21 protein-coding genes are annotated in these 21,397 nt (G+C 57.5%); 7 read left to right on the top strand and 14 right to left on the bottom strand.

Annotation, left to right across the window (positions count from 1 at the left end; all coding sequences use genetic code 11):
* The first annotated feature begins 84 nt into the window (after window positions 1-84).
* Complete coding sequence (rsd, locus tag QLQ17_RS14625) at window positions 85-567, top strand: sigma D regulator (protein WP_283210350.1); 483 nt, start codon at window positions 85-87, stop codon at window positions 565-567.
* An 86-nt stretch (window positions 568-653) separates the two neighbouring features.
* Here rsd and bamJ read toward each other — a convergent pair whose 3' ends face one another.
* The 3 genes from bamJ to QLQ17_RS14640 form a co-directional block, all read right to left on the bottom strand.
* Window positions 654-1,364 (bottom strand): BamJ family beta-barrel-assembly machinery protein, encoded by a 711-nt coding sequence (gene bamJ / locus QLQ17_RS14630; protein WP_283210351.1) that lies wholly within the window; start codon window positions 1,362-1,364, stop codon window positions 654-656.
* Window positions 1,365-1,484: 120 nt separating this feature from the next.
* Window positions 1,485-1,871 (bottom strand): DUF4124 domain-containing protein, encoded by a 387-nt coding sequence (locus QLQ17_RS14635; RefSeq protein WP_283210352.1) that lies wholly within the window; start codon window positions 1,869-1,871, stop codon window positions 1,485-1,487.
* Entirely contained in the window at window positions 1,865-2,407 is a 543-nt protein-coding gene (locus QLQ17_RS14640; RefSeq protein WP_283210353.1) for a TIGR02444 family protein, read from the bottom strand. Before QLQ17_RS14640 ends, QLQ17_RS14635 begins: the two co-directional genes overlap by 7 nt.
* A gap of 95 nt (window positions 2,408-2,502) precedes the next feature.
* Between QLQ17_RS14640 and QLQ17_RS14645 the strand changes: the two genes are divergently transcribed.
* A complete protein-coding gene (locus QLQ17_RS14645) occupies window positions 2,503-4,467 on the top strand; it encodes an ATP-binding cassette domain-containing protein (RefSeq protein ID WP_283210354.1) in 1,965 nt (654 codons plus the stop codon).
* Between the two features lie 20 nt (window positions 4,468-4,487).
* Here QLQ17_RS14645 and ppx read toward each other — a convergent pair whose 3' ends face one another.
* Window positions 4,488-6,023 (bottom strand): exopolyphosphatase, encoded by a 1,536-nt coding sequence (gene ppx, locus QLQ17_RS14650; protein ID WP_283210355.1) that lies wholly within the window; start codon window positions 6,021-6,023, stop codon window positions 4,488-4,490.
* Window positions 6,024-6,320: 297 nt separating this feature from the next.
* On the opposite strand from ppx, the gene trxA reads away from it, so the two are divergent.
* Entirely contained in the window at window positions 6,321-6,647 is a 327-nt protein-coding gene (gene trxA, locus QLQ17_RS14655; protein WP_007153552.1) for a thioredoxin TrxA, read from the top strand.
* Between the two features lie 67 nt (window positions 6,648-6,714).
* Here the strand turns inward: trxA and QLQ17_RS14660 are convergent, their stop codons facing one another.
* From QLQ17_RS14660 to moaB, 4 genes are read right to left on the bottom strand one after another with little or no spacing between them, the layout of a single operon-like run.
* Window positions 6,715-7,167 carry a molybdenum cofactor biosynthesis protein MoaE gene (locus tag QLQ17_RS14660; protein ID WP_283210356.1) on the bottom strand — a complete coding sequence of 151 codons (453 nt, stop codon included), beginning with the start codon at window positions 7,165-7,167 and terminating at the stop codon, window positions 6,715-6,717.
* Window position 7,168: 1 nt separating this feature from the next.
* A complete protein-coding gene (gene moaD / locus QLQ17_RS14665; RefSeq protein ID WP_283210357.1) occupies window positions 7,169-7,438 on the bottom strand; it encodes a molybdopterin converting factor subunit 1 in 270 nt (89 codons plus the stop codon).
* Between the two features lie 2 nt (window positions 7,439-7,440).
* Window positions 7,441-8,655, bottom strand: a complete 1,215-nt coding sequence (locus tag QLQ17_RS14670) for a molybdopterin molybdotransferase MoeA (RefSeq protein ID WP_283210358.1) — start codon at window positions 8,653-8,655, stop codon at window positions 7,441-7,443.
* Complete coding sequence (gene moaB, locus QLQ17_RS14675; protein WP_283210359.1) at window positions 8,648-9,205, bottom strand: molybdenum cofactor biosynthesis protein B; 558 nt, start codon at window positions 9,203-9,205, stop codon at window positions 8,648-8,650. Before moaB ends, QLQ17_RS14670 begins: the two co-directional genes overlap by 8 nt.
* A gap of 343 nt (window positions 9,206-9,548) precedes the next feature.
* Here moaB and rho point away from each other — a divergent pair, with 343 nt between their 5' ends.
* From rho to QLQ17_RS14690, 3 genes are all read left to right on the top strand, one after another.
* Window positions 9,549-10,811 (top strand): transcription termination factor Rho, encoded by a 1,263-nt coding sequence (gene rho, locus QLQ17_RS14680; RefSeq protein ID WP_283210360.1) that lies wholly within the window; start codon window positions 9,549-9,551, stop codon window positions 10,809-10,811.
* A 345-nt stretch (window positions 10,812-11,156) separates the two neighbouring features.
* The gene (gene ubiD, locus QLQ17_RS14685) at window positions 11,157-12,644 is read left to right on the top strand and encodes a 4-hydroxy-3-polyprenylbenzoate decarboxylase (RefSeq protein WP_283210361.1); all 1,488 of its coding nucleotides are present in this window, start codon (window positions 11,157-11,159) and stop codon (window positions 12,642-12,644) included.
* Window position 12,645: 1 nt separating this feature from the next.
* Entirely contained in the window at window positions 12,646-13,650 is a 1,005-nt protein-coding gene (locus QLQ17_RS14690; protein WP_283210362.1) for a 2Fe-2S iron-sulfur cluster-binding protein, read from the top strand.
* Window positions 13,651-13,808: 158 nt separating this feature from the next.
* On the opposite strand, the gene QLQ17_RS14695 is transcribed toward QLQ17_RS14690, so the two are convergent.
* The 6 genes from QLQ17_RS14695 to QLQ17_RS14720 form a co-directional block, all read right to left on the bottom strand.
* The gene (locus QLQ17_RS14695) at window positions 13,809-15,047 is read right to left on the bottom strand and encodes a heme biosynthesis HemY N-terminal domain-containing protein (RefSeq protein WP_283210363.1); all 1,239 of its coding nucleotides are present in this window, start codon (window positions 15,045-15,047) and stop codon (window positions 13,809-13,811) included.
* Window positions 15,044-16,198, bottom strand: a complete 1,155-nt coding sequence (locus QLQ17_RS14700; RefSeq protein WP_283210364.1) for a uroporphyrinogen-III C-methyltransferase — start codon at window positions 16,196-16,198, stop codon at window positions 15,044-15,046. Before QLQ17_RS14700 ends, QLQ17_RS14695 begins: the two co-directional genes overlap by 4 nt.
* Window positions 16,199-16,200: 2 nt before the next feature.
* Entirely contained in the window at window positions 16,201-17,031 is an 831-nt protein-coding gene (locus QLQ17_RS14705) for a uroporphyrinogen-III synthase (protein ID WP_283210365.1), read from the bottom strand.
* Entirely contained in the window at window positions 17,012-17,953 is a 942-nt protein-coding gene (gene hemC / locus QLQ17_RS14710; protein ID WP_283210366.1) for a hydroxymethylbilane synthase, read from the bottom strand. Before hemC ends, QLQ17_RS14705 begins: the two co-directional genes overlap by 20 nt.
* Window positions 17,954-18,061: 108 nt before the next feature.
* Window positions 18,062-18,814, bottom strand: coding sequence for a LytR/AlgR family response regulator transcription factor (locus tag QLQ17_RS14715; RefSeq protein ID WP_283210367.1), 753 nt, complete (start codon window positions 18,812-18,814; stop codon window positions 18,062-18,064).
* Between the two features lie 8 nt (window positions 18,815-18,822).
* On the bottom strand, window positions 18,823-19,815 hold the full coding sequence (locus QLQ17_RS14720; RefSeq protein WP_283210488.1) for a sensor histidine kinase: 993 nt from the start codon (window positions 19,813-19,815) through the stop codon (window positions 18,823-18,825).
* A gap of 167 nt (window positions 19,816-19,982) precedes the next feature.
* Here QLQ17_RS14720 and argH point away from each other — a divergent pair, with 167 nt between their 5' ends.
* A complete protein-coding gene (gene argH, locus QLQ17_RS14725; RefSeq protein WP_283210368.1) occupies window positions 19,983-21,389 on the top strand; it encodes an argininosuccinate lyase in 1,407 nt (468 codons plus the stop codon).
* Window positions 21,390-21,397 lie beyond the last annotated feature (8 nt).

Here is a 21,397-nt window from a genome sequence, read left to right on the forward strand (position 1 = left end):
GCGGCCGGTCACGGCCTTGGGGTAACTTGAACTCATTCAAAACAATAAGAAGCAAAATCGAAATCGTTAATTGGAGAAGGCGTCATGTTGGAAAATTGCCAGAATGCCAAGGAGCGTTGGGGTGGAGTAAGTGATCTGATCGATCGTTGGCTGAAAGAAAGGCAAGAATTGCTGGTTCATTACTGTGACTTGTCAGGCACTACTGATTTTTCCCAGACAGAGACGCTGCAGCAGAAGTTTGTCCGTTTATGTGAAGTGCTGGTGGACTATGTATCTGCTGGCCATTTCGAAATTTATGAGCAGCTGATTCAGGAAGCGCGAGAATTTAACGACGGTGGCATTGAACTGGCCTCGAAAGTGTATCCGCGCATTGAAAAAACGACTGAAACGGCCCTGAATTTCAACGATCAGTTGAACGGCCAGTCGCTTTCAGAAGATAAAATTCGCGATTTGTTTGAGCAGTTGTCAGAGCTGGGTGAGACTCTGGAAACCCGGTTCGAGATGGAAGATTTCCTGATCGAGCATCTGCATAATGCCCACGCAGAGAAGGTGATGTCGTCGGCCTGAACGGGGCGGGTTGTCAACACGTCAAGATTCAAAAAAGGCCCTGCGGCGTTCTGCTCGCAGGGCCGTTTTTATGGGCTGACCGATGATCAGGACTCTGGATTGACTTCCAGAAGCTCGACGTCAAAAATCAGCGTTTCGTTGGGGCCAATGCGCTGGTTTCCGCCTGGGCCGTAGGCCAGATCCGCAGGAATGTAGAGCTTGGCTCGGCTGCCTTCCGGCATCAACTGAAGGCCCTCTGTCCAGCCAGGAATCACCTGACTGAGGCCAAAGGTTACCGGCTCGCCGCGTTCACGAGAGCTGTCGAATACTTCACCGGAAATCAGTTCGCCGGTGTAGTGAACCTTTACCCTGTCATCAGCACTGGGCATGTCGCCCTCGCCTTCCTCAATAATCTCGTACTGCAGGCCGGATTCTGTGGTCTGAATGCCTTCCCGCTCTGCGTTTTCGGCCAGGAATGTCTGACCGGCTTCCAGGTTTTTCTGGGCCAGTTCTTCCTGTTGCGAAGCTGCCTTTTCCTGCATCTCTTTCTGATAGGACATCAGCGCAGCCTGAATCTCTTCGCGGGACATGCGGGTCTGCTCATCATCACCCGCGTGGCCATGCTGGATACCCTGTAGGAATTGTTCCATCTGCAGGTCCGGCAGATCGTTGCTCATGCGTTCGCCCATGACCAGACCCATGCCATAGCTTACCTTCTGGTCGTTGGTTTCAAGCTTGGGGTCGGGTGGCGTTTCCTGGGAAGAGGAGCAGCCTGCCAGTGCGCCGGCAACCGTGAGTGCAATCAACGTTTTCTTCATATTTGGCTTCCTTCGATCTAGTGCAGTTGGCTTTTGTGAAACCCAAGACCGTAACGGGTTACGGCCGCAGATGCCACTGAACATGTGTTAAGGATTGAACTGAGCGGATCAGCGGCAAGATCAACTGCCGCTGTTTGCCGGATCGACGCCCATCGAGAAAGGGGCATTGTAGGGAGATTGCCAGTCTGAAGCGGCATCGGGACTACTGCTGGGGCGAGTGGTCTCGTCGGCCCTCTCAATAGCCAGCGCGTTCCACTGTCCGCTATCGGGAGGAGCATCGGCATAGTGCCAGCCTCCGTCACTGTCCTGCCATTTGAAGACAATTTCCGGGCCTTCGGTGGGGATCGGAGACGGAACCAGGCCCTCAAAGGCCGGAATGTCAGGCTGAGTCTCGTTTGTGCCCTGTTTGGACATGGGTTCGGATGGGTCACCGATTCCGAAGAATATCAGCAGCAGCAATACGCCCAGTGCCGGAAAGGCAAGACGTATGAGCCATTTCATCAGCATGGCGCACACTCCCCGGATATGGCGTTGTGCAATTCGTCAGCCAGCGTCTCCAGCAACGTGCCGGTCTTGGTGTCCATTGTTTTCTCCGGTGAGGCCGACTGAAGGTTTCTCAGCGCCAATGACTTTGCCGTGCCGTTTTTAAACTGATGCGATGACGTCTGTTGACTGCCGCTGCTTTCGATCTCTCGGTAGGCAAGGGCAAGCTCTACCTTTTCCGCTTCAAGTTCGCTGCTGGCGACCTGATGTCTGGTGGATTCTGTGACCGGATTTCCTTTCGGGATAGCCTTGCGAACCTGTCGAAGGCGCTGTGTCACCTCTGAACGCCATGTCAAAATCCGAGGATCTGTCAGCCCATCAAACGGTCGGTCTTCAGAGGCCAACCATAATGCGCACAAAAGATCGGTTACGCTCCACTGGTGTGCCTGCAATTCAAGGCAAGCGTCCAAAACCCCGCTCCGGGACCAGAATTTGCCTGCAAAGCGCCAGAGAGGCGTGTCCAGCATAACATCCTCAGGTATCGCTATATTACTGGCCACGCTGACACCTTCCACTATTGCACGAATCTACGATTCCACCATTATCAGAAGCCGGAATCGATACGTTTAAAACGATTCCCTGATACCATTACGTCATGCTAACGATAACCGATCTCAGTTTACAACGGGGCGGCGTCTGGTTGCTAGAATCGGTGAACCTGACGATCCAGCCCGGCCAGCGCGTGGCCATTGTGGGGGCCAACGGTGCTGGCAAATCCAGCTTGTTTCAGCTCCTGTTGGGCCAGCTTGCGCCAGAACAGGGCAATGCCAGTCTGCCCGGTGGCTGTCGAATTGCGCATATGGCCCAGGAAGTTGCCGCGTCTGGCCGCAGCGCTCGGGATTTTGTTCTGGATGGGGATATCGATCTGCGTCGCCTGGAAGCCGATCTGGCAGCAGCGGAAGCGCGGAACGACGATCACGAAGTCGCCAGGATTCACGGTGAACTGGATGTCCATGAGGCCTGGTCCGCTCCCCGGCGGGCAGAAACTCTGTTGCGAGGCCTTGGGTTTACTGATGCAGACGCTGATCGACCGGTGTCGGCGTTTTCCGGTGGTTGGCGGATTCGGCTGAACCTGGCTCAGGCACTGATGCGCCCTTCCGACCTGCTGTTGTTGGACGAGCCCACTAACCACCTGGATCTGGATGCCTGCCTGTGGCTGGAGAACTGGCTTCGCCGCTATGAAGGCACGCTGTTGTTCATCTCCCACGATCGGGATTTCATGGATCGTGTGGCAACCCATCTGGTGCACTTTGAGCAGCGTCGGCTGGACCTTTACACTGGAAACTACTCTGCCTTTGAGTCCCAGCGCAGCGAGCGCCTCGCCCAGCAACAGGCAGGTTATGAACGACAACAGGCCAGAATTGCAGAAATACAAAGCTTCATCGACCGTTTTCGAGCCAAGGCCACCAAGGCCAAGCAGGCGCAGAGCCGGGTTAAAGCGCTGGAACGGATGGAGAAAATTGCGCCCGCCCATGTGGACTCGCCCTTCAGCTTCGAATTCCCCGTGGCTGACAAAGTATCCAGCCCGCTGCTGACCATTCGAAATGGCGTAGCTGGTTACGGAGACAGCGTGATTCTCCGCGATATCAAATTGTCGCTGCTACCCGGTACCCGGGTCGGGCTGTTGGGGCCGAACGGCGCTGGCAAGTCTACCTTGATGGATGCCTTGCTTGACCAGAGCACCCTGCTTGAGGGGCAGCGTACCAGTGGCGAGCACCTGGCCATTGGCTACTTTGCTCAGCACCAGCTCGAATCCCTGGATCTGGATGCCAGCCCGTTTCTGCATCTGCAGCGCTTATCGCCGAAGGCTTCGGAGCAGAGCATCCGGAATTTTCTGGGCGGTTTTGATTTTCATGGGGACGAAGCGCTTTCGGCCATCCGGTCGTTCTCAGGTGGTGAAAAAGCCCGCGTCGCACTGGCGGTCATCGCCTGGCAAAAGCCCAACCTGTTGCTGCTGGACGAGCCCACCAACCACCTGGACCTGGAAATGCGTCAGGCACTGACCATGGCGCTGCAGAACTTTGACGGAGCCATCGTGGTGGTTTCCCACGACCGCCATCTGCTTCGCAACACCGTGGATGATTTCTGGCTCGTGAGTGATGGCCGGGTGACGGAATACAAAGGCGATCTGGACGATTACGAACGATGGTTGGCGGACCGCCGAAAGGACGACGCTGAGCCTCCTCGCCGCGATGAGCCATCGTCTGGTCAGGCAGCCAGTGCGGGGACGTCGCCAGCGCCGGTCGGTGAAACCGCGGATGACCGGAAAGCCCGAAAGAGGGCTGAAGCCGCGCTGCGTCAGAAGTTAAGCCCTTACCGAAAACAACAGGCGACACTGGAGCGAGAAATGGAAAAGCTGCAGTCGCAGTTGAGTGATCTGGAACAGGTGTTGTCTGACCCGGATCTGTATGCTGAGCAGGGCGGGGAGCGTCTGAAAACCTTGCTGTCGGACCAGGGGAAGGCCAAATCGCGGTTGGAAGAGGTTGAGGCTCAGTGGCTGGAAATCAGCGAGACTGTGGAGGAGCTTGAATCCGAATTGTCTGATACGGCTTCCGCTTGAGCGGGCCATAGGTCAGGCAGTTACAGGCCGACCGTCAACTCGAAGTCCTGTTTAGACAGATAGTCCCGCTCGTTCTCAAGATCCGCGAGGGTCAGCGGACGCTTGTCCAGCCAGCCTTCTGGAAACGAGACCGTCAGTCCGTTCTTGCGAGGCGTGAGCTTCAGGGACGGAGGTTGCTCATGATTTCTGGGATGTTGAATCAGTACCGCCAGGCGCACCAGCATACACAGATACTTCAGGCGGGGTAGGTCGTCGGAATCCAGGCCTTCAAAAATGGCGTTTGAGAACTTCCGCCGGTGCCCGCGCACCAACGTGGCCAGCTCTCGTTGAAACTGCTGACTGAAACCGGGCAGGTCAGAATATCGAAGCAGGTAGGCGCCGTGCTTGTGGTATTGGCTGTGAGAAATGGTCAGTCCGATTTCATGAAGGCGGCAGCCCCACCGCAAGACTTCCTCGTCCGCCGGGGTGTTAATGCTCCAGGTGTCAGCGACTTGTTTCCAGGCGGCGATTGCCGTTTGCTCAACGGCACTGCCGTGGCGCTGGTCCACATGATAGCGTTCCTGCAGGGCCTGGATGGTTCGCTCCCGCACGTCTTCATGCTGGATGCGTCCGGCGATGTCGTACAGCAGGCCTTCGCGCAGAGCTCCGTCCGCAAAGGTCATGTCTGAAATCTTCAGGGAATTGAACGCCCCCATCAGAATGGCAAATCCGGCAGGAAAGATGCTCTGACGATCCTGGCGTACGCCCAGATCGCCGAGCTTGTCTGTTTTGCCCATGCTCACTAACCGCTTTCGGAGTTCCTGCATGGCGTCCATGGTGATGGTGCCATTGGTCAGCTTAAGGCTGGACAGAACACTGGAAATGGCCTTGATCGAACCGGATGATCCCACTGCGCTCTGCCATCCCCTTGTCACGTAATGCTGACGGATGTTGAGCAGTTCCTGCTCGGCGTGGGTGATGGCTTTGTCCATTTGCTTGCGGGAAATTTTGCCATCCGGAAAATAGCGGTTCCGAAAGGAGACGCAGCCCATGTGGAGGCTTTCCATGTCCTGAGGTTCGAAGCGTTGGCCGATGATGAACTCGGTGCTGCCACCTCCGATGTCAATGACCAGCCGGCGACCAATGTCGTCGGACAGGGTGTGGGATACCCCGAGATAGATCAGGCGCGCTTCCTCTCGGCCGGCGATAATCTCTACCGGGTAGCCCAGAACTTTCTCGGCCCTCGCCATAAAATGGCGAGCATTGCGTGCCACTCGGAGGGCATTGGTACCGACCACCTGAACGGCTTCTGGCGGCATGCCGGACAAACGTTGGGCAAAGCGGCCAAGACAGGCCAGTGCGCGCTCAATGGCCTCCTCAGTCAACCAGTTCTTGCTGTCCAGTCCTGCCCCAAGTTGAACCTTTTCCCCCATTTTTTCGAGGGTGCGGATTTCACCGTGGACCAGGCGGGCAACCACCATATGGAAACTGTTGGAGCCCATGTCGATGGCTGCGAGTAGTTCCGGCGCATCAGAGGAGTTGGCGAGTGTGGAGTTGGCCGTAGAGGGAGCCGTCACTTGTCTTGAATTCCTTCTGCCGGGCCCAAAGTAGAACGGTGATTCAATCGTTGCGTTCTTCGGTACTATAAGCGAAATGATCTGTAACGCAATGACCGAAAACGACGAATGTCAGTGAAATCCGAGGGGGTAACCGGCTCCCATTTGCTTCACATTTGCCAGAGCATTCGCGTAAAGTAATAAACATTAGATCGTGTTCAACGATGGCTTGCCATCGGCAACGCCAGTCTTGAAACTGACTCAACTGCGCTGTTCGAACGGCTTGATAGCCATCAGCGCACTAACCGGGAAGAGAACATGAGCGGAAATATTGTAAACGTAACCGACGCGTCCTTTGAGCAGGACGTACTTCAGTCAGACGTACCTGTGCTGGTTGATTACTGGGCAGAGTGGTGCGGTCCCTGCAAGATGATTGCACCGGTTCTTGAGGAAATGGCGGAAGAGTACGAAGGCAAGTTGAAAGTCTGCAAACTCAACATTGATGAGAATGAGCAGACGCCGCCCAAGTTCAACATTCGGGGTATTCCGACCCTGATGCTGTTCAAGAACGGCAATGTGGACGCGACAAAAGTTGGCGCCCTGTCCAAGTCACAGCTGGCCGCTTTCCTGGACAGCAATCTCTGATTGTTGGCCCGCAGACAAAGACCGCCCCTGGGTTGATGCTCACGGGCGGTTTTTTATTGGCTTCTTGCTAGTTCTGATCCCAACCCTGGCTACGTTCCAGGTCAGAAGTTTTCTGTTCCACCCACTGCGCGCCTTGCTCGGTGATTTCTTTCTTCCAGAAGGGTGCGGTTGTCTTCAGGGCATCCATGATGAATTCACAGGCTGCAAAGGCATCCCCGCGGTGAGCGCTGGCAACACCCACAAATACGATCTGTTCCTGCAATGCCAGAGAGCCCACACGGTGAATGACACGCGCTGCCCGAATGTCCCATCGTTCAGACGCCTGATCCATCAATTGCTGAATGACCCCCTCGGTCATGCCAGGATAATGCTCGAGAAATAGCCCCGTGACGCCGGTCTGGTCACCGCTGGCGCGGACCAGACCGGTGAAGGTTGCAACAGCGCCGGTGTCTGAGCCGCTGTTACGCAAAGCCTGATATTCGGCGGCCGGGTCGAAGTCGTCAGTCTGAATGGAAATCACATCAGCCTCCCGTCACTGGCGGGAAGAAGGCTACTTCATCGCCGGCACCGACGGCGGTACTTTCTTTGGCCATAGTCTGGTTTACCGCAATCATCACCGGCTGGCTGCCTTTCAGCTGGGTCCAAGCACCGCCGCGGCTGGCCAGCTGCTCAAGAATCCTACCTGCGGTAAGATCCGCTTCGGTGGGCAGCGTCAGCTCTTCGACGCCCAACTCCTCGCGAAGCCGCGCAAAGAATCGGACGGTCAGTGGTTTGGCCTCTGGTTCAGTCATTGTTACCTCAACAGCTCTTCAAACGAAAAATAGGTGACCGTGTCGCCTTCCTCAACGGTTGAGTTTTCTGGCACTACGGCCAACCCGTCAGCCCAGCAGGTCGCGCTTAAAACCCCGGAATTCTGGTTAGGATAGGCTTCAAGAACCGGCTCTGCACCGTTTTGACCGCGCCGCACCCGCAGAAATTCCCGCCGAACCGACGGTCGACCAACCCGAAAACCTGCCGCTATCCGATCACCGGTGTACCTGAGCTTCTGTTGTCCTTCAAGACGACGAATGACCGGCATGCCGACCATCAGGAACGTGACCAGAACCGAAGCGGGGTTGCCGGGCAGGCCCAGCATGAGTGTGCCATCAATGTGGCCGAAGGCCAGCGGTTTGCCGGGTTTGATGGCCAGGCGCCAGAGCGCCAGCGATCCCTTATCTTCCATCACGGCGCGCACATGATCTTCTTCGCCCACGGACACGCCACCGGTGGTGATGATCAGATCTGCGTGTCTGGCGGCATCTTCCAGTGCCTGTCGAGTCGTTTCGCGCTTGTCCTTGAGCGTGTCGCTTTTTACAAGCTCGCAACCGGCTTCGGTCAGCAGGCCTGCCAGCATGAACCGATTGGTATTGTAGATTTGCCCAGGCCCCAAAGACTGGCCCGGTTCCACCAGTTCATCGCCGGTACTGAACACAGCCACTCTGATTTTTGGGGTGACCTCAACCTGGGCCAGGCCTATCGACGCCAACAGGCCCATTTCCTGGGGCCGTATGCGGGTGCCAGCCGCCAGAGCGAGATCGCCGCGCAATAGATCTTGCCCCCTGCGGCGAATGTTCTGGCCTTCGGTGACCTCGGCAGTAACCACCAGCTGTCCGTCCTGCAGTTCGGTGTTTTCCTGCATTACCACAGAGTCGGCGCCGGAAGGGATTTCGGAGCCGGTAAAGATCCGAGCGGCTGTTCCAGGTTCCAGAGCCGAAGGCGCTGCACCTGCCGGGATGCGGTTGGAAATCGGCAGAGCCTTTCCGGCGGCCAGGTCGGCGGACCGAACTGCGTAACCATCCACGGCACTGTTGTCAGCCGGTGGCACGTCGGCAGGAACTCGATAATCCCTGGCCAGGACCCGGCCCAGAGTAGTCATCAGGTCGACCGTTTCAGAGGTGTCAGGCTCTGGAACCCGATCCAGTAATTGTTTCAGCGCTTCTTCCAGCGAGGTCAGTGGTGCATCAGCCATGATCGCCTACCTTCTGGTGCAGGCGTTCGACCGGTTTGTGTGGTTTACGCAGCACGAGGCCCGCAAAATTGCAGGGCTGGTGGCGGCTGTCCAACTGTTCGAGAAGAATGCCTTCCCAGCCGGTGCGGCAAGCGCCCGTGGATCCCGGCAGGCAGAAAATAACGGTGTGATTGGATAAGCCGCCAAACGCTCGGGATTGAATCGTGGACGAGCCGACATCGTCGACCGATAGGCGCCGGAACTCCTGGCCAAATCCCTCAATGGATTTGTCGAACAGCGGGATCACTGCTTCAGGCGTGCTGTCTCGTTCACTGAAGCCGGTGCCGCCCGTGATCAGCACTACATGCACCTCAGGCTCTGCCACCCATCCGGCAACCAGAGCACGAATCAGATAAATATCGTCCGGCAGGATGCGACGGGCGACAATCCGGTGCCCGGCCGCCAGCGACTGGTCTTCCAGGTATTGCCCGGAGGTATCCTGATCCGGCCCCCGGCTGTCTGAAACGGTGAGTAGTGCGATATTCAGTGGCTTCAGAGTTGCGCCGCCCATGCTTGGCTCCGTTGGTTTGTTGATTGTTTAACGTCGAGTATATCAGGGGGGCACAGGGTTAGGTGTGCTGGTTTTTTGGGCAAATTTGCCGCTGATTGAGTCGGTGTGTTGGAAAAGTGCACAACTTCTCTTGACATTGATGCTGAAGGTAGCTGATGATCGCTGTTGCCCGGCGACGGTTGTTCTTCCTGCTCTCTGGCCTCGATTATTTTCCGGAATCCATCTTCACCGGTTGCTCCATTTGGCCAGCACCTAGTTCAAGCGTGTACCCGATCAATCCGTTCAGGGGCATTCCTATCATTCCAATGATCGTTTACTTCCATTCCTGACAATCTAATAACCTATGAATCTTACTGAACTCAAGCAGAAATCCGTGCCCGAATTGCTCGATATCGCGCAAGAAATGGGCCTCGATAACCTGGCTCGTTCGCGCAAGCAGGATGTCATTTTCACCATCCTGAAAAGGCACGCCAAAAGCGGTGAAGACATCTACGGCGATGGCGTTCTGGAGATCCTGCAGGACGGCTTCGGCTTTTTGCGTTCTGCCGATGCCTCCTATCTCGCCGGTCCGGACGATATCTACGTGTCGCCTAGCCAGATCCGGCGTTTCAACCTTCGCACCGGTGATACGGTAGCGGGTAAAATCCGGCCGCCCAAAGATGGCGAGCGGTATTTTGCGCTCCTGAAGGTTAACGAGATCAATTTCGACAAACCGGATAATGCTCGCAGCAAGATTCTGTTTGAAAACCTGACCCCGCTGTTTCCGGAAGAGCGGCTGATGCTCGAAGCGGGTAACGGCAGCACGGAAGACCTTTCGTCTCGTGTTCTGGACCTGGTCGCGCCAATTGGTAAAGGCCAGCGTGGCCTGATCGTGTCGCCACCCAAAGCGGGTAAGACGCTGCTGATGCAGGGCATTGCCCAGTCCATCACGCGAAACAACCCGGAATGTCACGTGATGGTGCTGCTCATCGACGAGCGCCCGGAAGAAGTGACTGAGATGCAGCGTACCGTTCGTGGTGAGGTCATCGCTTCCACCTTCGACGAGCCTCCGGCCCGTCACGTTCAGGTGGCTGAGATGGTGATCGAGAAGGCCAAGCGTCTGGTTGAGCACAAAAAAGACGTAGTCATCCTGCTGGACTCCATCACCCGTCTGGCACGCGCTTACAACACTGTGATTCCGTCCTCGGGCAAGGTACTCACCGGTGGTGTGGATGCCCATGCACTTGAGAAGCCAAAGCGGTTCTTTGGTGCGGCCCGTAACGTGGAAGAGGGCGGAAGCCTGACAATTCTGGCGACGGCCCTGGTTAATACCGGTTCCAAGATGGACGAGGTTATCTACGAAGAGTTCAAGGGTACCGGTAACATGGAGATCCATCTGGATCGCAAGATTGCGGAGAAGCGGACTTATCCCGCGATCAATATCCGCAGCTCTGGCACCCGCCGCGAGGATTTGCTGATGAGCGAAGCGGATATCCAGCGAGTCTGGATTCTGCGTAAGCTCTTGCACTCCATGGAAGATGACACCGCAGCGATCGAATTCCTGCTGGATAAGCTTCGTGAGACCAAGACCAACGACGAGTTCTTCCAGTCGATGAAGCGCCGCTGAGGTTTTGCGTGTAGTGCTGGCCTTCTTGGCGCTTGATGCCAGCGGGGGTCGCACTGCCGGGGATCGACTCCCCAGACACGCTACAAGCACGTCCCTGTGCGCTCGGCTTCGGCCATCCCTGGCCGAAGACGGTCTGGGGAGCCGATCCCCGGCAGCGCTGATCTGACTTTTTCCGCGCGCGTAGGTTTAACTCGTGATTGAAGAACGGGGTGGCGGACGCTTTTCCCAGACCCTCATTTGCCAAGGATGGCAAATGGGAGCCCCCACGGATGGGTTCACGGCGTGTCTGGGAAAAGCGTCCGTCATCCCGTTCTAGCACCAAGCCAGACCAAGCCGGAGTCAGAGATGAAATACAACGACCTGCGCGACTTCATGGACCAGTTGGAGAAACTGGGCGAGCTGAAGCGAATCAGCGTTGAAGTCGATCCCTATCTGGAAATGACCGAGATCTGCGACCGCACGTTGCGCGCAGGCGGTCCCGCGTTGTTGTTCGAGAATCCGAAGGGCCATGATATGCCGGTGCTGGCGAATCTGTTTGGCACGCCCAAACGGGTGGCGCTGGGCATGGGCCACGAGAGCGTGACGGCGCTTCGCGACATCGGCAAGTTGCTGGCTTTTCTGAAAGAACCTGACCCCCCCAAAGGTTTTAAAGACGCGATAGAGAAGTTCCCAATCTTTCGGAAGGTCATGAAGATGAGCCCGAAAGTGTTGCGTTCTGCGCCGTGCCAGGAAGTGGTGTATGAAAAAGACGAGGTGAACCTTCACCGGATTCCGATTCAGCACTGCTGGCCGGGGGATGCCGGGCCACTGGTCACCTGGCCGTTGGTGATCACCCGTGGGCCGAACAAAGAACGTCAAAATCTGGGGATCTATCGCCAGCAGTTGATCGGCCGCAATCGACTGATTATGCGTTGGCTCAGTCATCGTGGTGGGGCGCTGGATTTTCAGGAGTTTCAGAAACAGAATCCGGGCGAACCCTACCCGGTTGCGGTGGCACTGGGCGCGGATCCGGCGACGATTCTGGGTGCGGTGACGCCAGTTCCAGATGCGCTGTCTGAGTATGCGTTTGCTGGCTTGCTTCGCGGAAGTCGTACTGAGCTGGTGCAGTGTGCTCTGAGTGATCTGCAGGTGCCGGCGAGTGCCGAGATTGTGCTTGAGGGCTTTATCTATCCGGACGACACTGCTCCGGAAGGCCCGTTTGGCGACCACACCGGCTATTACAACGAAGTGGATCATTTTCCGGTGTTCACTGTTGAAAGGATGACCCATCGCAAACATCCGATCTACCACAGCACTTATACGGGGCGTCCGCCCGATGAGCCGGCGATTCTGGGGGTGGCGCTGAACGAGGTGTTTATCCCGATCCTGCAAAAGCAGTTTCCAGAGATCGTGGATTTCTATCTGCCCCCGGAAGGCTGCTCCTATCGCATGGCAGTGGTGACCATGAAGAAACAATACCCCGGCCATGCCAAGCGTGTGATGATGGGTGTATGGTCTTTTCTGCGACAGTTCATGTATACCAAGTTCGTGATAGTGACCGATGACGACGTCGACGCCCGCAACTGGGAAGACGTGATCTGGGCTATGACCACGCGCATGGACCCTACCCGGGACACCACGCTGGTCGATAACACCCCGATCGACTACCTGGACTTCGCTTCGCCGGTATCCGGTCTGGGGTCAAAAATGGGTATGGATGCCACCAGCAAGTGGCCGGGCGAGACCGATCGTGAGTGGGGTACGGCCATTTCGATGACCGACGACGTCAAGCAACGAGTGGACGAGCTCTGGGACAAGCTGGGGCTTGAACTTCCCGGGCGCCGCCCCGAGTGATATGAGCAGCGGTAAGCCGCGTATTACTCTTTGGCCGGCGGCGCTGTCGTTTAAAGCAGACGCGAATCAAAACCTGCTGGATGCAGCCGAGCGGTCCGGCATCGCCGTTCCGGCGGCCTGTCGCAACGGGGTGTGCGAATTGTGCGAGGCTCGCCTGATCAGCGGCGGAGCCCTGAACACCCGCAATCAACAACTCATTCCGGTCACCGGGCGTTTGATGATGTGTCGAACCCTCGCGTTCAGTGACCTAGAACTGGAGACAACGGCCGTTATGGCATCTGGAAACAACCCGCCCCGCGAGTTTCAGGCACAGGTGGTGGACGTACGGTCTATCAGCCACGACGTTTATCGGGTCGAGCTGAAACTGCCTCGCCGCCGTGAACTGTCGTTCCATGCCGGGCAATACCTGTCCGTGAACCTGCCGGACGCCGATCCATGCTATTTCTCCATCGCCAGCAGCCCTAACGCCGAGCTGATTGAGTTACACATTCAGGCCACCCCGGAGTGGGTCTCTGCCCAGAAAGTCATCGACGCCCTGACCTCCGGCGGCGAAGTGACGGTGGAACTGCCTAACGGCCGCGCCTGCCTGGCCTCTGCCCCGGACAAACCCTTGCTCCTGGTCGCCGCCGGCACCGGCTTTGCCCAGATGAAGAGCCTGGTGGATTACCTGCGTGAAACCGACTACGCCCAGCCGGCCAAGCTTTATTGGGGCGTGCGCCGAAAGGAAGATCTGTATCTGAATTCCCTGGCCAAGGAATGGGAAGGAGAGTGGGCGCCGTTCTCGTATCAGCCCGTGGTGGGTGACGACGAAGACAACGACTGGGCCGGTCACCACGATCAACTGGTCAACACCGTTCTGGCCTCAGGGGCTGACTGGAAAAACGTCGAAGTCCACGCTAGCGGCTCACCTACCATGGTGTACACCCTGATGGACGCCCTGATCGAGGCGGGTCTGCCCCAGAAAGCGTTCTTCTCAGACGTTCTGGAATACGCCCCAAGAACCTGATTTATACCTAGACACGTTCTCCAGCCTAGAGGGTAGTGTCCCAAGAGCCAGATCGGCGTGGAGCAGGTAGGTCTTTTCTGAAGGAAGAAAGGTGTCTGAGCGAAGCGAGTTCTTTTTCCGAAAGAAAAGACCTACCTGCTTCGCGCCAGACTCCGTAACTAGGCTTTAGGCATCGGCAAATCAGGCAACCCGCTGTCCTTCACGAGCCCCTGCATCAACAACCGAACGCTGTTCTCCCCCTCACCCATGTGAGCATTCAAACGGCTAAGCTCCGCCATCGTCTCCCGACTGCGACGCAACTTCAGGCTGGTTTCAAAATATTCACGAGCCTTGCCCCACAATTCATTGCGCAGACTAAGCCGCCCAAGGGCCAGCAACAGCTCGGCATTATTCGGCCGGTCCTTCAGCCACTGCTCGGCAATCAGCAACTGCTCCTCCGGTTTCGGACCTCTCAGTCGACCGAACAGATTGATCAGCTCATCACTCCAGTGATTGCGAAGTACCTTGCGCAACAGTGTTTCGGCCTGTTCTTCATCACCCAGTTCTGCCAACAGACGGGCATACTCACGAATGGTATGTTCATCGCGGCGTAGAAAGCCCGGAAGCTCATCCCAGAGGCGGGTGAGTGGTTCGAGACTGGCCGACCCGCTTTCTGCCTTGCGACGGCAATCGGCGGCGGCACGCTGCAGAAGGTTTTGCCACACCAGGCGCTCCAGCTCACCCTGTTCGTCTGCATCCATCAGATTACGCTTGCGGATTTCAGGCAACAGCCTGGATAGCTCCCGCCAGTCTTCCAGTTTTACGTAGGCGTTTTTCAGCAACTTCAGAACGAACGGGTGATGAGGCGCCTGCTTGCGGAGCCTTAGCAGGGTGGCTAGAGCTTGTTCCAGGCGATTGCCAGCCAGTTGGAGCTGAGCCTGGGTGATGCCGACCGCCATATCCGAGCCCGGTGTGCTCTCGAAAGCCCGCCGAAGCAGATCATCGACGGATTCATGATCGCCAGCCTCAAACGCGGCCTGTGCCGCCGCTAGATAATTGATCAGTGGTGTGTCTGCATGGTCCGCCGATGACACCAGTAACTTGCGCGCCCGGGGCCAGTTGCCTTCTGCCAGCGCCAGCAGGCCCTGAGTCGTGCGGCGACGTGCACGACGCTCGTTGCCTTTTTTGAGCCATCCGGAGACCATGCCAGAACCGTGTCTGACGCGGCGGAACAGATTGATGCCGAACACCAGAACGGCGACCAGCAGAATCAGCAGCCCGAGCCCAATCCAGAAGTTGGTTTCGATCAGCGTGTTGCCGAGGCTGATACGAATGTAGCCCAGATCGTATTGCAGACCGAGCGCCAACCCCGCGCCGATCAGAAGTGCAATCAGAACAATCAGCAGAAGACGAATCATGCGCCGTCTCCCTCAGTTTGCGAGGCGTTTTCCCCTCGAGAAGACCCTTCGGTGTCAGAGGCGCTCTCATTGTTATCGCCGCCCGTGTTAAGCCGGCCGGACAACCTTGCTTTCAGTAATTGCAGCGAGCCACTGATATCCGGAAGCTCGGGATCGATGTTGCGGCCCGATAGCTCCTGCAGGGTGTCAGAGAGTGCAATGATTTTCGGGTTACTGCTGTCGTACCAGGTATCAATCGCATTACTGGCCTTGGTCAGTGCCCGTGTATACAGCGCCTGATTGCCGCGCAGCACCGCCAGTCCAGCTTCCTCCAGCATGAGTTGCAGATTCAGGCGGGCGTAGGCACTTTGTTCGGGAGAAAGCAGGGGTTTGACGGGCTCATCGAGGCGTCGCACAACGACCACCTGCGCCAACGTCGATTTGACTCCGCTCCAGGCTTCGCCCCACCAGGTGCTGGCGGCATCACCCCCGATATCGACTTTGCTCTGCGCCAGGGTGCTGGCAAGACGGTCGCTGGCCAAAGCGTCATCGGTCAACTGATGGATGCTGTCGATGGCGGCTTCAAGAGTCAGATACAGGCCAGTGCGGTCAACGTCAGTCAGGCCTTTGAGCGTCATCAGTTCCTTCGAAAGCTGCTCTCGTACGGGGTAGACGCCGATGTCATCGGATTCTCTCAGCACTTCGTCGGCAGATTCCAGCGCCGACATGGCGCCGCGAATGTCTTTTTCGATCATCAGCCTCTGATTGGCGATGCGCAGCAGGTATTCTGCTTCCGCGAGAAGCCAGTCAGTGCGGGTGCGGTTGCCCGCTTCCAGCAGTTCCCGGGCATTGTGGTCAATCTGTCTCTGTTGGGTGGCGATCAGGTCCCGCTGCTTGGCCAGTTTGTCTTCCAGCGCCTGTATACGCTGACTGCGCTGGTCGCCGGTGCGGCCATACTGTTGCTCCAGCTGCCGGGTATCCTCCTGCAGCGTGGAAATTGTCTGTTGCATGGCCTGGGTGTTATGCCACTGCTGCCAGCTCCACAGCCCCAGCGCGGTAACAGCGGCAAAGGCCAGCACAACCAGTATCCACAGTGGCCAGAGCCGCGGACGGGTGGGTTTGTTTTGTTCAATGGTGGCGGGCAGTTGGGCTTTTGATTCGGTCACGGGCATCCTTACTTGGTCTTTCCGGAGCTTACGTCAAGGCTGGCCAGTTGCTCGGCTACGGCCGCCACAATGTCATCGTCTGCAAGGCTTCCAGGTACGCACGTATGCCGGAAACCGGCTTCATGTGCCTGATTGGCAATCCTTTCAACAGGGACCACCACTAAACTTTTTTCAAGAGTATGGCCGGTATTGTTACCGAGTAAAATGAGATTATTCAATGTTTCTCCCGACAGCGTGACGACTGCCTCAGGGCCAAAACCGGTGATGGCCTGTTGCAGTGTGGCATCGTCATGTTCCGGGGCATATCGCCGGTAGAGTGGTAACAGGGTTACCCTGGCGCCGCGTTCCTGCAAGGTGTCTGGTAGTAGTTCGCGACCCTGTTCGCCTCTGACGATCAATACCTTTTGGTGCTCAAGGGCAGCCAGTTCGGGCAGCTCGAGCAAGGCCTCGCTGGTGTGGCCGCCGGTTGGTTGACGTGTGTCGAGGCCGTAGGCCGACAGAACGCTCGCGGTGCCAGCGCCAACCCCGTACCAGAGAATGCCGGTCGGCGTCTGTGGCCACCAGGTGTCCAGCCAATCGATCAGCAGGGCAGCCGCGTAGGGGCTGACAGCGATCACGTGTTCGAACTCGTCGATGTTCAGAATCTGCGTGCGAATCACCGGGTCGTCGGTAATGGGCTCGCGTTCCAGCATGGGCAGGACCTGCACTTCAGCACCGGCCAGTCGGAACGCGCCGGCCAGTCGCTCGGCTTCCGGGCGCGGCCGGCAGATCAGGATCCGACGGCCTGCCAGAGAGCGGTTATCTGAGGGTGAACTGGCTTCAGGTGGGGGTGTGACCATAGATCTCGGCCAGTACTTTATCGGCGCCCATGGCCAGCAGGTCTTCGGCCAGTTCGCGGCCCAGCTTTTCACCGTCCTTTCGCGGCGCACGACCTTCAACCCGGAAAACCTGGGTGCCGTCTGTCGCGCCGACCAGGCCCCGTAGCCACAACATGTCGTTGTCTTCCAGCAGGGCGTAAGCGGCGATAGGCACCTGACACCCACCTTCCAGGCGACGGTTAAGTGCGCGCTCTGCTTTCACCCTATCCGAGCTGTCTACGTGGTCCAGGGGTTCCAGCATGGCAATCAGTTCGTCGTCGTTCAGCCGACATTCAATTCCCAGTGCACCCTGACCTACCGCAGGCAGGGAAATGCTGTCTGGCAGGCAGTAGCGAATGCGGTCATGGAAGCCCAGGCGCTTGAGGCCTGAACTTGCCAGCACGATGGCCTGGTAATCGCCGTTATCAAGTTTAGCCAGGCGGGTATTGACGTTGCCCCTCAGGGTACGAATGACCAGGTCTGGCCGATAGGCGCGCAACTGGGCTTCCCGGCGCAGGCTGGCGGTGCCGACAATGGCGCCCTGGGGCAGCTCGTCAACGCTGTTGTAGTCATTGCTGACAAACGCATCGGTCGGGTCTTCACGCTCGCAGATCGCGACCAGTCCCAGACCTTCAGGAAACTCCATGGGAACGTCTTTCATGGAATGCACTGCCAGGTCGGCGCGGCCGTCCAGCATGGCTTCTTCCAGCTCTTTGACGAACAGGCCTTTGCCACCAATCTTGGACAGCGGGACGTCCAGAATCTTGTCGCCCTGGGTTTTGATCTTGACCAGCTCTACGGTCACGTTGTTGTGCAGGCGCTCCAGCTCGGATTTGATGAATTCTGCCTGCCATAGCGCGAGTGCGCTGCTGCGGGTTGCGATACGTAAGGTTCGGTTTGCCATGTTGCCTGTTGCCGCGGACTGAGAAATGTATGCCAAGGGTACTCTTTGTCAGGCGATTTGTGGAGCCGGTCGGTGCCTGTTGTGGTGATATTGCGGCTACGTCAGCGGCTAGCTGCTCTGCTCTTCCAGCCACTGCTTTACCTGGGCGGTGTGTCTTCGGCTGACGGGCAACTGGCCTTTGCCGTTGGTCAGGTCGACGGCGTGCTGGCCATCGCGGTTGCGGATAAGGCCCTGGATGTAACGGGTGCCGACCAGCGTCTGGCGGTGAATCCGGAGTAGGTGCTGGGGGTAGGTATTTTCGAGCTCTTTGAGGGTGAAGTCGGTCACCGTTTCGCCCCGTGAGTGATGAATGGTGACGTATTTATGATCGGCTTCGCAGTGGGTGATAGCACTGAGGTCGATCAGCTCCGTGCCGCGATGAGTTTTGACCGCCAACTGTTCATCGCCAGCCTCGTCCCGCTGGCTGAGGCTTTGCATCTGTAGTCTGTTCACTCTGTCAGCACGGTTCAATGCGTCGGCAAGTGCTTCCTTGCGCACGGGCTTGAGCAGATAAGCGACAGCGTGTACCTCAAACGCCTGAATGGCGTAATGGTCATAGGCGGTACAGAAAATCAGCGCGGGAGGCGTGTCGAGCTGCGCAATGCGTTCGGCCGCCTCCATGCCATCCATGCCCGGCATGCGAATATCCAGAAGCAGCAGATCCGGATTGAGTTCTGCGATCTTTGTAAGCACGTCTTCGCCATCGGCGGCCTGACCACATACGTGGTAGCCAGGCAGTGCATCCACCAGTCGGCCGATGCGTTCCCTGGCCAGTGGTTCGTCATCTGCGATGAGAACGCTGCGGCTGTGCTTTTCCGGCATGGGTTCAATCACCTTTTGCTGGCGGGTGGTTCGTTGGCTCCTGCCTTCTGCCAGGGCAGGCGCATGGTGACAGTATAGATATCATTCTGGTGGCTGTGTTTCAGTACCGCTGGTTCGCCGAACAGGGCGGCCAGCCGCGATTGAATATTCCCCAGCGCCATGCGGTTGCCTTCGTGAGTGCGCTGGTCTTCTGCGGGGCGCGGATTCTGTACCATTAGATAGACCGAATCGCCCTTGCGGTAAGCCTCAATTTTGACCGTGCCCCCTTCGGGGCGTGGCTGAATGCCGTGGTAGATGGCGTTTTCAACCAGTGGTTGCAGGGTCAGCGGGGGAATGGCCTGTTGCTGCAGGCCATCGGCTATTTGCCAGTCCAGGGTCAGGCGGTCTCCGAGGCGAAGCTGCTCAATGGCCAGGTAGCGACGGCATAGATCCAGTTCATCATCGAGTGGAATCAACCGGTCGCCGGTACGAAGGCTGGCACGGAACAGTTCGGATAAATCCAGTACCGCGTCCTCTGCCCGTTCGGGATTGATGGTGATCAGGCTGGCGATGGTGTTCATGCTGTTGAATAGAAAGTGAGGGTGAATGCGTGCCTGCAGTGCCGTAAGACGGGCGTGCATTTCCGCTTCCTGTTGTTGTTGCCACTGAAACTGAAGGTAGAAATACCGCAGAACCATCAGTGTGATGAGCAGCGCCAGCAACATGTTTTTGGCCACGTCCCGCCAGGCATCGGCGGAGGTGTTCTGGTGAAGAACACCGCCGGCGAACAGGCTGAATGCCAGCACGTCCAGAAGCACAATCAGCACGATGATACTGGTGGCCATGGGGACGGATTGCCGGGCCAGCCAGTTGCGCAGCACGCAGATGGCGGCGGCGCTGGTCAGCACCGTCCACTGGATAAACAGCGACAGTAACCCGAAGTAGTGCCATTCGATCCAGCCCTGAGTCGCCTGAACAACGGCCAACACCAGCGACAGCAGCTCGCCGGTGACCACCAGCATGAAAACTGCACGCACCCGGCAAAGATCCGGAATGTAAAAATCGGTGCCGCCTACCCCCGGTAGAGGAACCGCGCGTTCTCTGGCCTGCCGCACAGTGATATAATCCCGCCTCATTTCATTTACGTTCCCGCAGAATAATGCCGGGCTGTCAGCAGGAAAGATAGACCATGACCGATCAGAGCATGACCGATCAAAACACCAGCGCCGAAAAACCCTGGGGCGGTCGATTTACGGAGCCCACCGACGCCTTTGTGGAACGGTTCACGGCTTCCGTCGGCTTTGACCAGCGTTTGTACCACCACGACATTACCGGTTCCATTGCCCATGCCACCATGCTGGCAGAAGTGGGTGTGCTCACTGAAGAAGAGCGCGATGCCATCATCGAAGGCCTGAAAGGCGTGAAGGCGGACATTGAGGCAGGCCAGTTTGACTGGTCGGTCACTCTGGAAGACGTTCACATGAACATCGAGGCCAAGCTGACAGAGCGCATCGGCATCACCGGAAAGAAGCTTCACACCGGGCGCAGCCGGAATGATCAGGTTGCTACGGACATTCGCCTGTACCTGCGGGACGAAATCGATGCCATTACCGAAGAGCTGAACCGGTTGCAGAATGGCTTGCTAGACCTGGCCGAGCGCGAGGCAGCGACCATCATGCCTGGCTTTACCCATCTGCAGACGGCCCAGCCGGTTACCTTTGGTCACCACTTGCTGGCCTGGTACGAAATGCTGGTGCGGGATGCCGAACGCCTTCAGGACTGCCGCAAACGGGTTAATGTCATGCCACTGGGTGCGGCGGCACTGGCCGGTACCACCTATCCGATTGATCGGAGCATTACGGCACGGCTGCTGGGTTTTGACCGGCCCAGTGAGAACTCTCTGGATTCGGTCAGTGATCGGGATTTTGCCATCGAATTCTGCAGCTTCGCGGCCCTGTTGATGACCCATCTGTCCCGCTTCAGTGAAGAGCTGGTGCTTTGGACCTCGGCCCAGTTTGATTTTATCGACCTGCCGGATCGTTTCTGTACAGGCTCTTCCATCATGCCTCAGAAGAAGAATCCGGACGTGCCGGAATTGGTGCGTGGCAAAACCGGCCGGGTGAACGGTCATCTGATCAGCCTGCTTACCCTGATGAAAAGCCAGCCGCTGGCCTACAACAAGGACAACCAGGAAGACAAGGAGCCGCTGTTCGACACTGTCGATACCGTTAAGGGCTGTCTGAAAGCCTATGCCGATATGGTGCCTGCCATTGAAGCCAAGGCAGATAACATGCGCGTGGCGGCCAAGCAGGGTTTCTCAACCGCAACGGATCTGGCGGATTACCTGGTGAAGAAAGGCGTGGCGTTCCGCGACGCCCACGAGATTGTCGGTAAAGCCGTGGCCTTTGGCGTATCTGAGGGCAGGGACCTGTCCGAGATGACCACGGCAGAGCTGGCCGGATTCTCGGATGTGATCGGTGAGGACGTATTCGATGTGCTCACTCTGGACGGATCGGTACAGGCCCGCAATCATCTGGGGGGAACTGCCCCGGATCAGGTCCGCGCAGCTGTTGCACGGGCACGTTCGAGTCGGTAGCTGATACC

The organism is Marinobacter sp. CHS3-4 (assembly GCF_030053415.1).
Classification (GTDB): domain Bacteria; phylum Pseudomonadota; class Gammaproteobacteria; order Pseudomonadales; family Oleiphilaceae; genus Marinobacter.

What these genes read in the sequence shown, in the direction of transcription:
- trxA (WP_007153552.1), top strand. Translation starts at nt 6,321, where the DNA reads ATGAGCGGAAATATTGTAAACGTAACCGACGCGTCCTTTGAGCAGGAC.
- argH (WP_283210368.1), top strand. Translation starts at nt 19,983, where the DNA reads ATGACCGATCAGAGCATGACCGATCAAAACACCAGCGCCGAAAAACCC.
- QLQ17_RS14715 (WP_283210367.1), bottom strand. Translation starts at nt 18,814, where the DNA reads ATGCCGGAAAAGCACAGCCGCAGCGTTCTCATCGCAGATGACGAACCA.
- QLQ17_RS14720 (WP_283210488.1), bottom strand. Translation starts at nt 19,815, where the DNA reads ATGCTGGTGGTCACCGGCGAGCTGCTGTCGCTGGTGTTGGCCGTTGTT.
- moaB (WP_283210359.1), bottom strand. Translation starts at nt 9,205, where the DNA reads ATGGGCGGCGCAACTCTGAAGCCACTGAATATCGCACTACTCACCGTT.
- rho (WP_283210360.1), top strand. Translation starts at nt 9,549, where the DNA reads ATGAATCTTACTGAACTCAAGCAGAAATCCGTGCCCGAATTGCTCGAT.
- QLQ17_RS14695 (WP_283210363.1), bottom strand. Translation starts at nt 15,047, where the DNA reads ATGATTCGTCTTCTGCTGATTGTTCTGATTGCACTTCTGATCGGCGCG.
- moaD (WP_283210357.1), bottom strand. Translation starts at nt 7,438, where the DNA reads ATGACTGAACCAGAGGCCAAACCACTGACCGTCCGATTCTTTGCGCGG.
- hemC (WP_283210366.1), bottom strand. Translation starts at nt 17,953, where the DNA reads ATGGCAAACCGAACCTTACGTATCGCAACCCGCAGCAGCGCACTCGCG.
- QLQ17_RS14645 (WP_283210354.1), top strand. Translation starts at nt 2,503, where the DNA reads ATGCTAACGATAACCGATCTCAGTTTACAACGGGGCGGCGTCTGGTTG.
- QLQ17_RS14670 (WP_283210358.1), bottom strand. Translation starts at nt 8,655, where the DNA reads ATGGCTGATGCACCACTGACCTCGCTGGAAGAAGCGCTGAAACAATTA.
- QLQ17_RS14705 (WP_283210365.1), bottom strand. Translation starts at nt 17,031, where the DNA reads ATGGTCACACCCCCACCTGAAGCCAGTTCACCCTCAGATAACCGCTCT.
- QLQ17_RS14690 (WP_283210362.1), top strand. Translation starts at nt 12,646, where the DNA reads ATGAGCAGCGGTAAGCCGCGTATTACTCTTTGGCCGGCGGCGCTGTCG.
- rsd (WP_283210350.1), top strand. Translation starts at nt 85, where the DNA reads ATGTTGGAAAATTGCCAGAATGCCAAGGAGCGTTGGGGTGGAGTAAGT.
- QLQ17_RS14635 (WP_283210352.1), bottom strand. Translation starts at nt 1,871, where the DNA reads ATGCTGATGAAATGGCTCATACGTCTTGCCTTTCCGGCACTGGGCGTA.
- bamJ (WP_283210351.1), bottom strand. Translation starts at nt 1,364, where the DNA reads ATGAAGAAAACGTTGATTGCACTCACGGTTGCCGGCGCACTGGCAGGC.
- QLQ17_RS14700 (WP_283210364.1), bottom strand. Translation starts at nt 16,198, where the DNA reads ATGCCCGTGACCGAATCAAAAGCCCAACTGCCCGCCACCATTGAACAA.
- ubiD (WP_283210361.1), top strand. Translation starts at nt 11,157, where the DNA reads ATGAAATACAACGACCTGCGCGACTTCATGGACCAGTTGGAGAAACTG.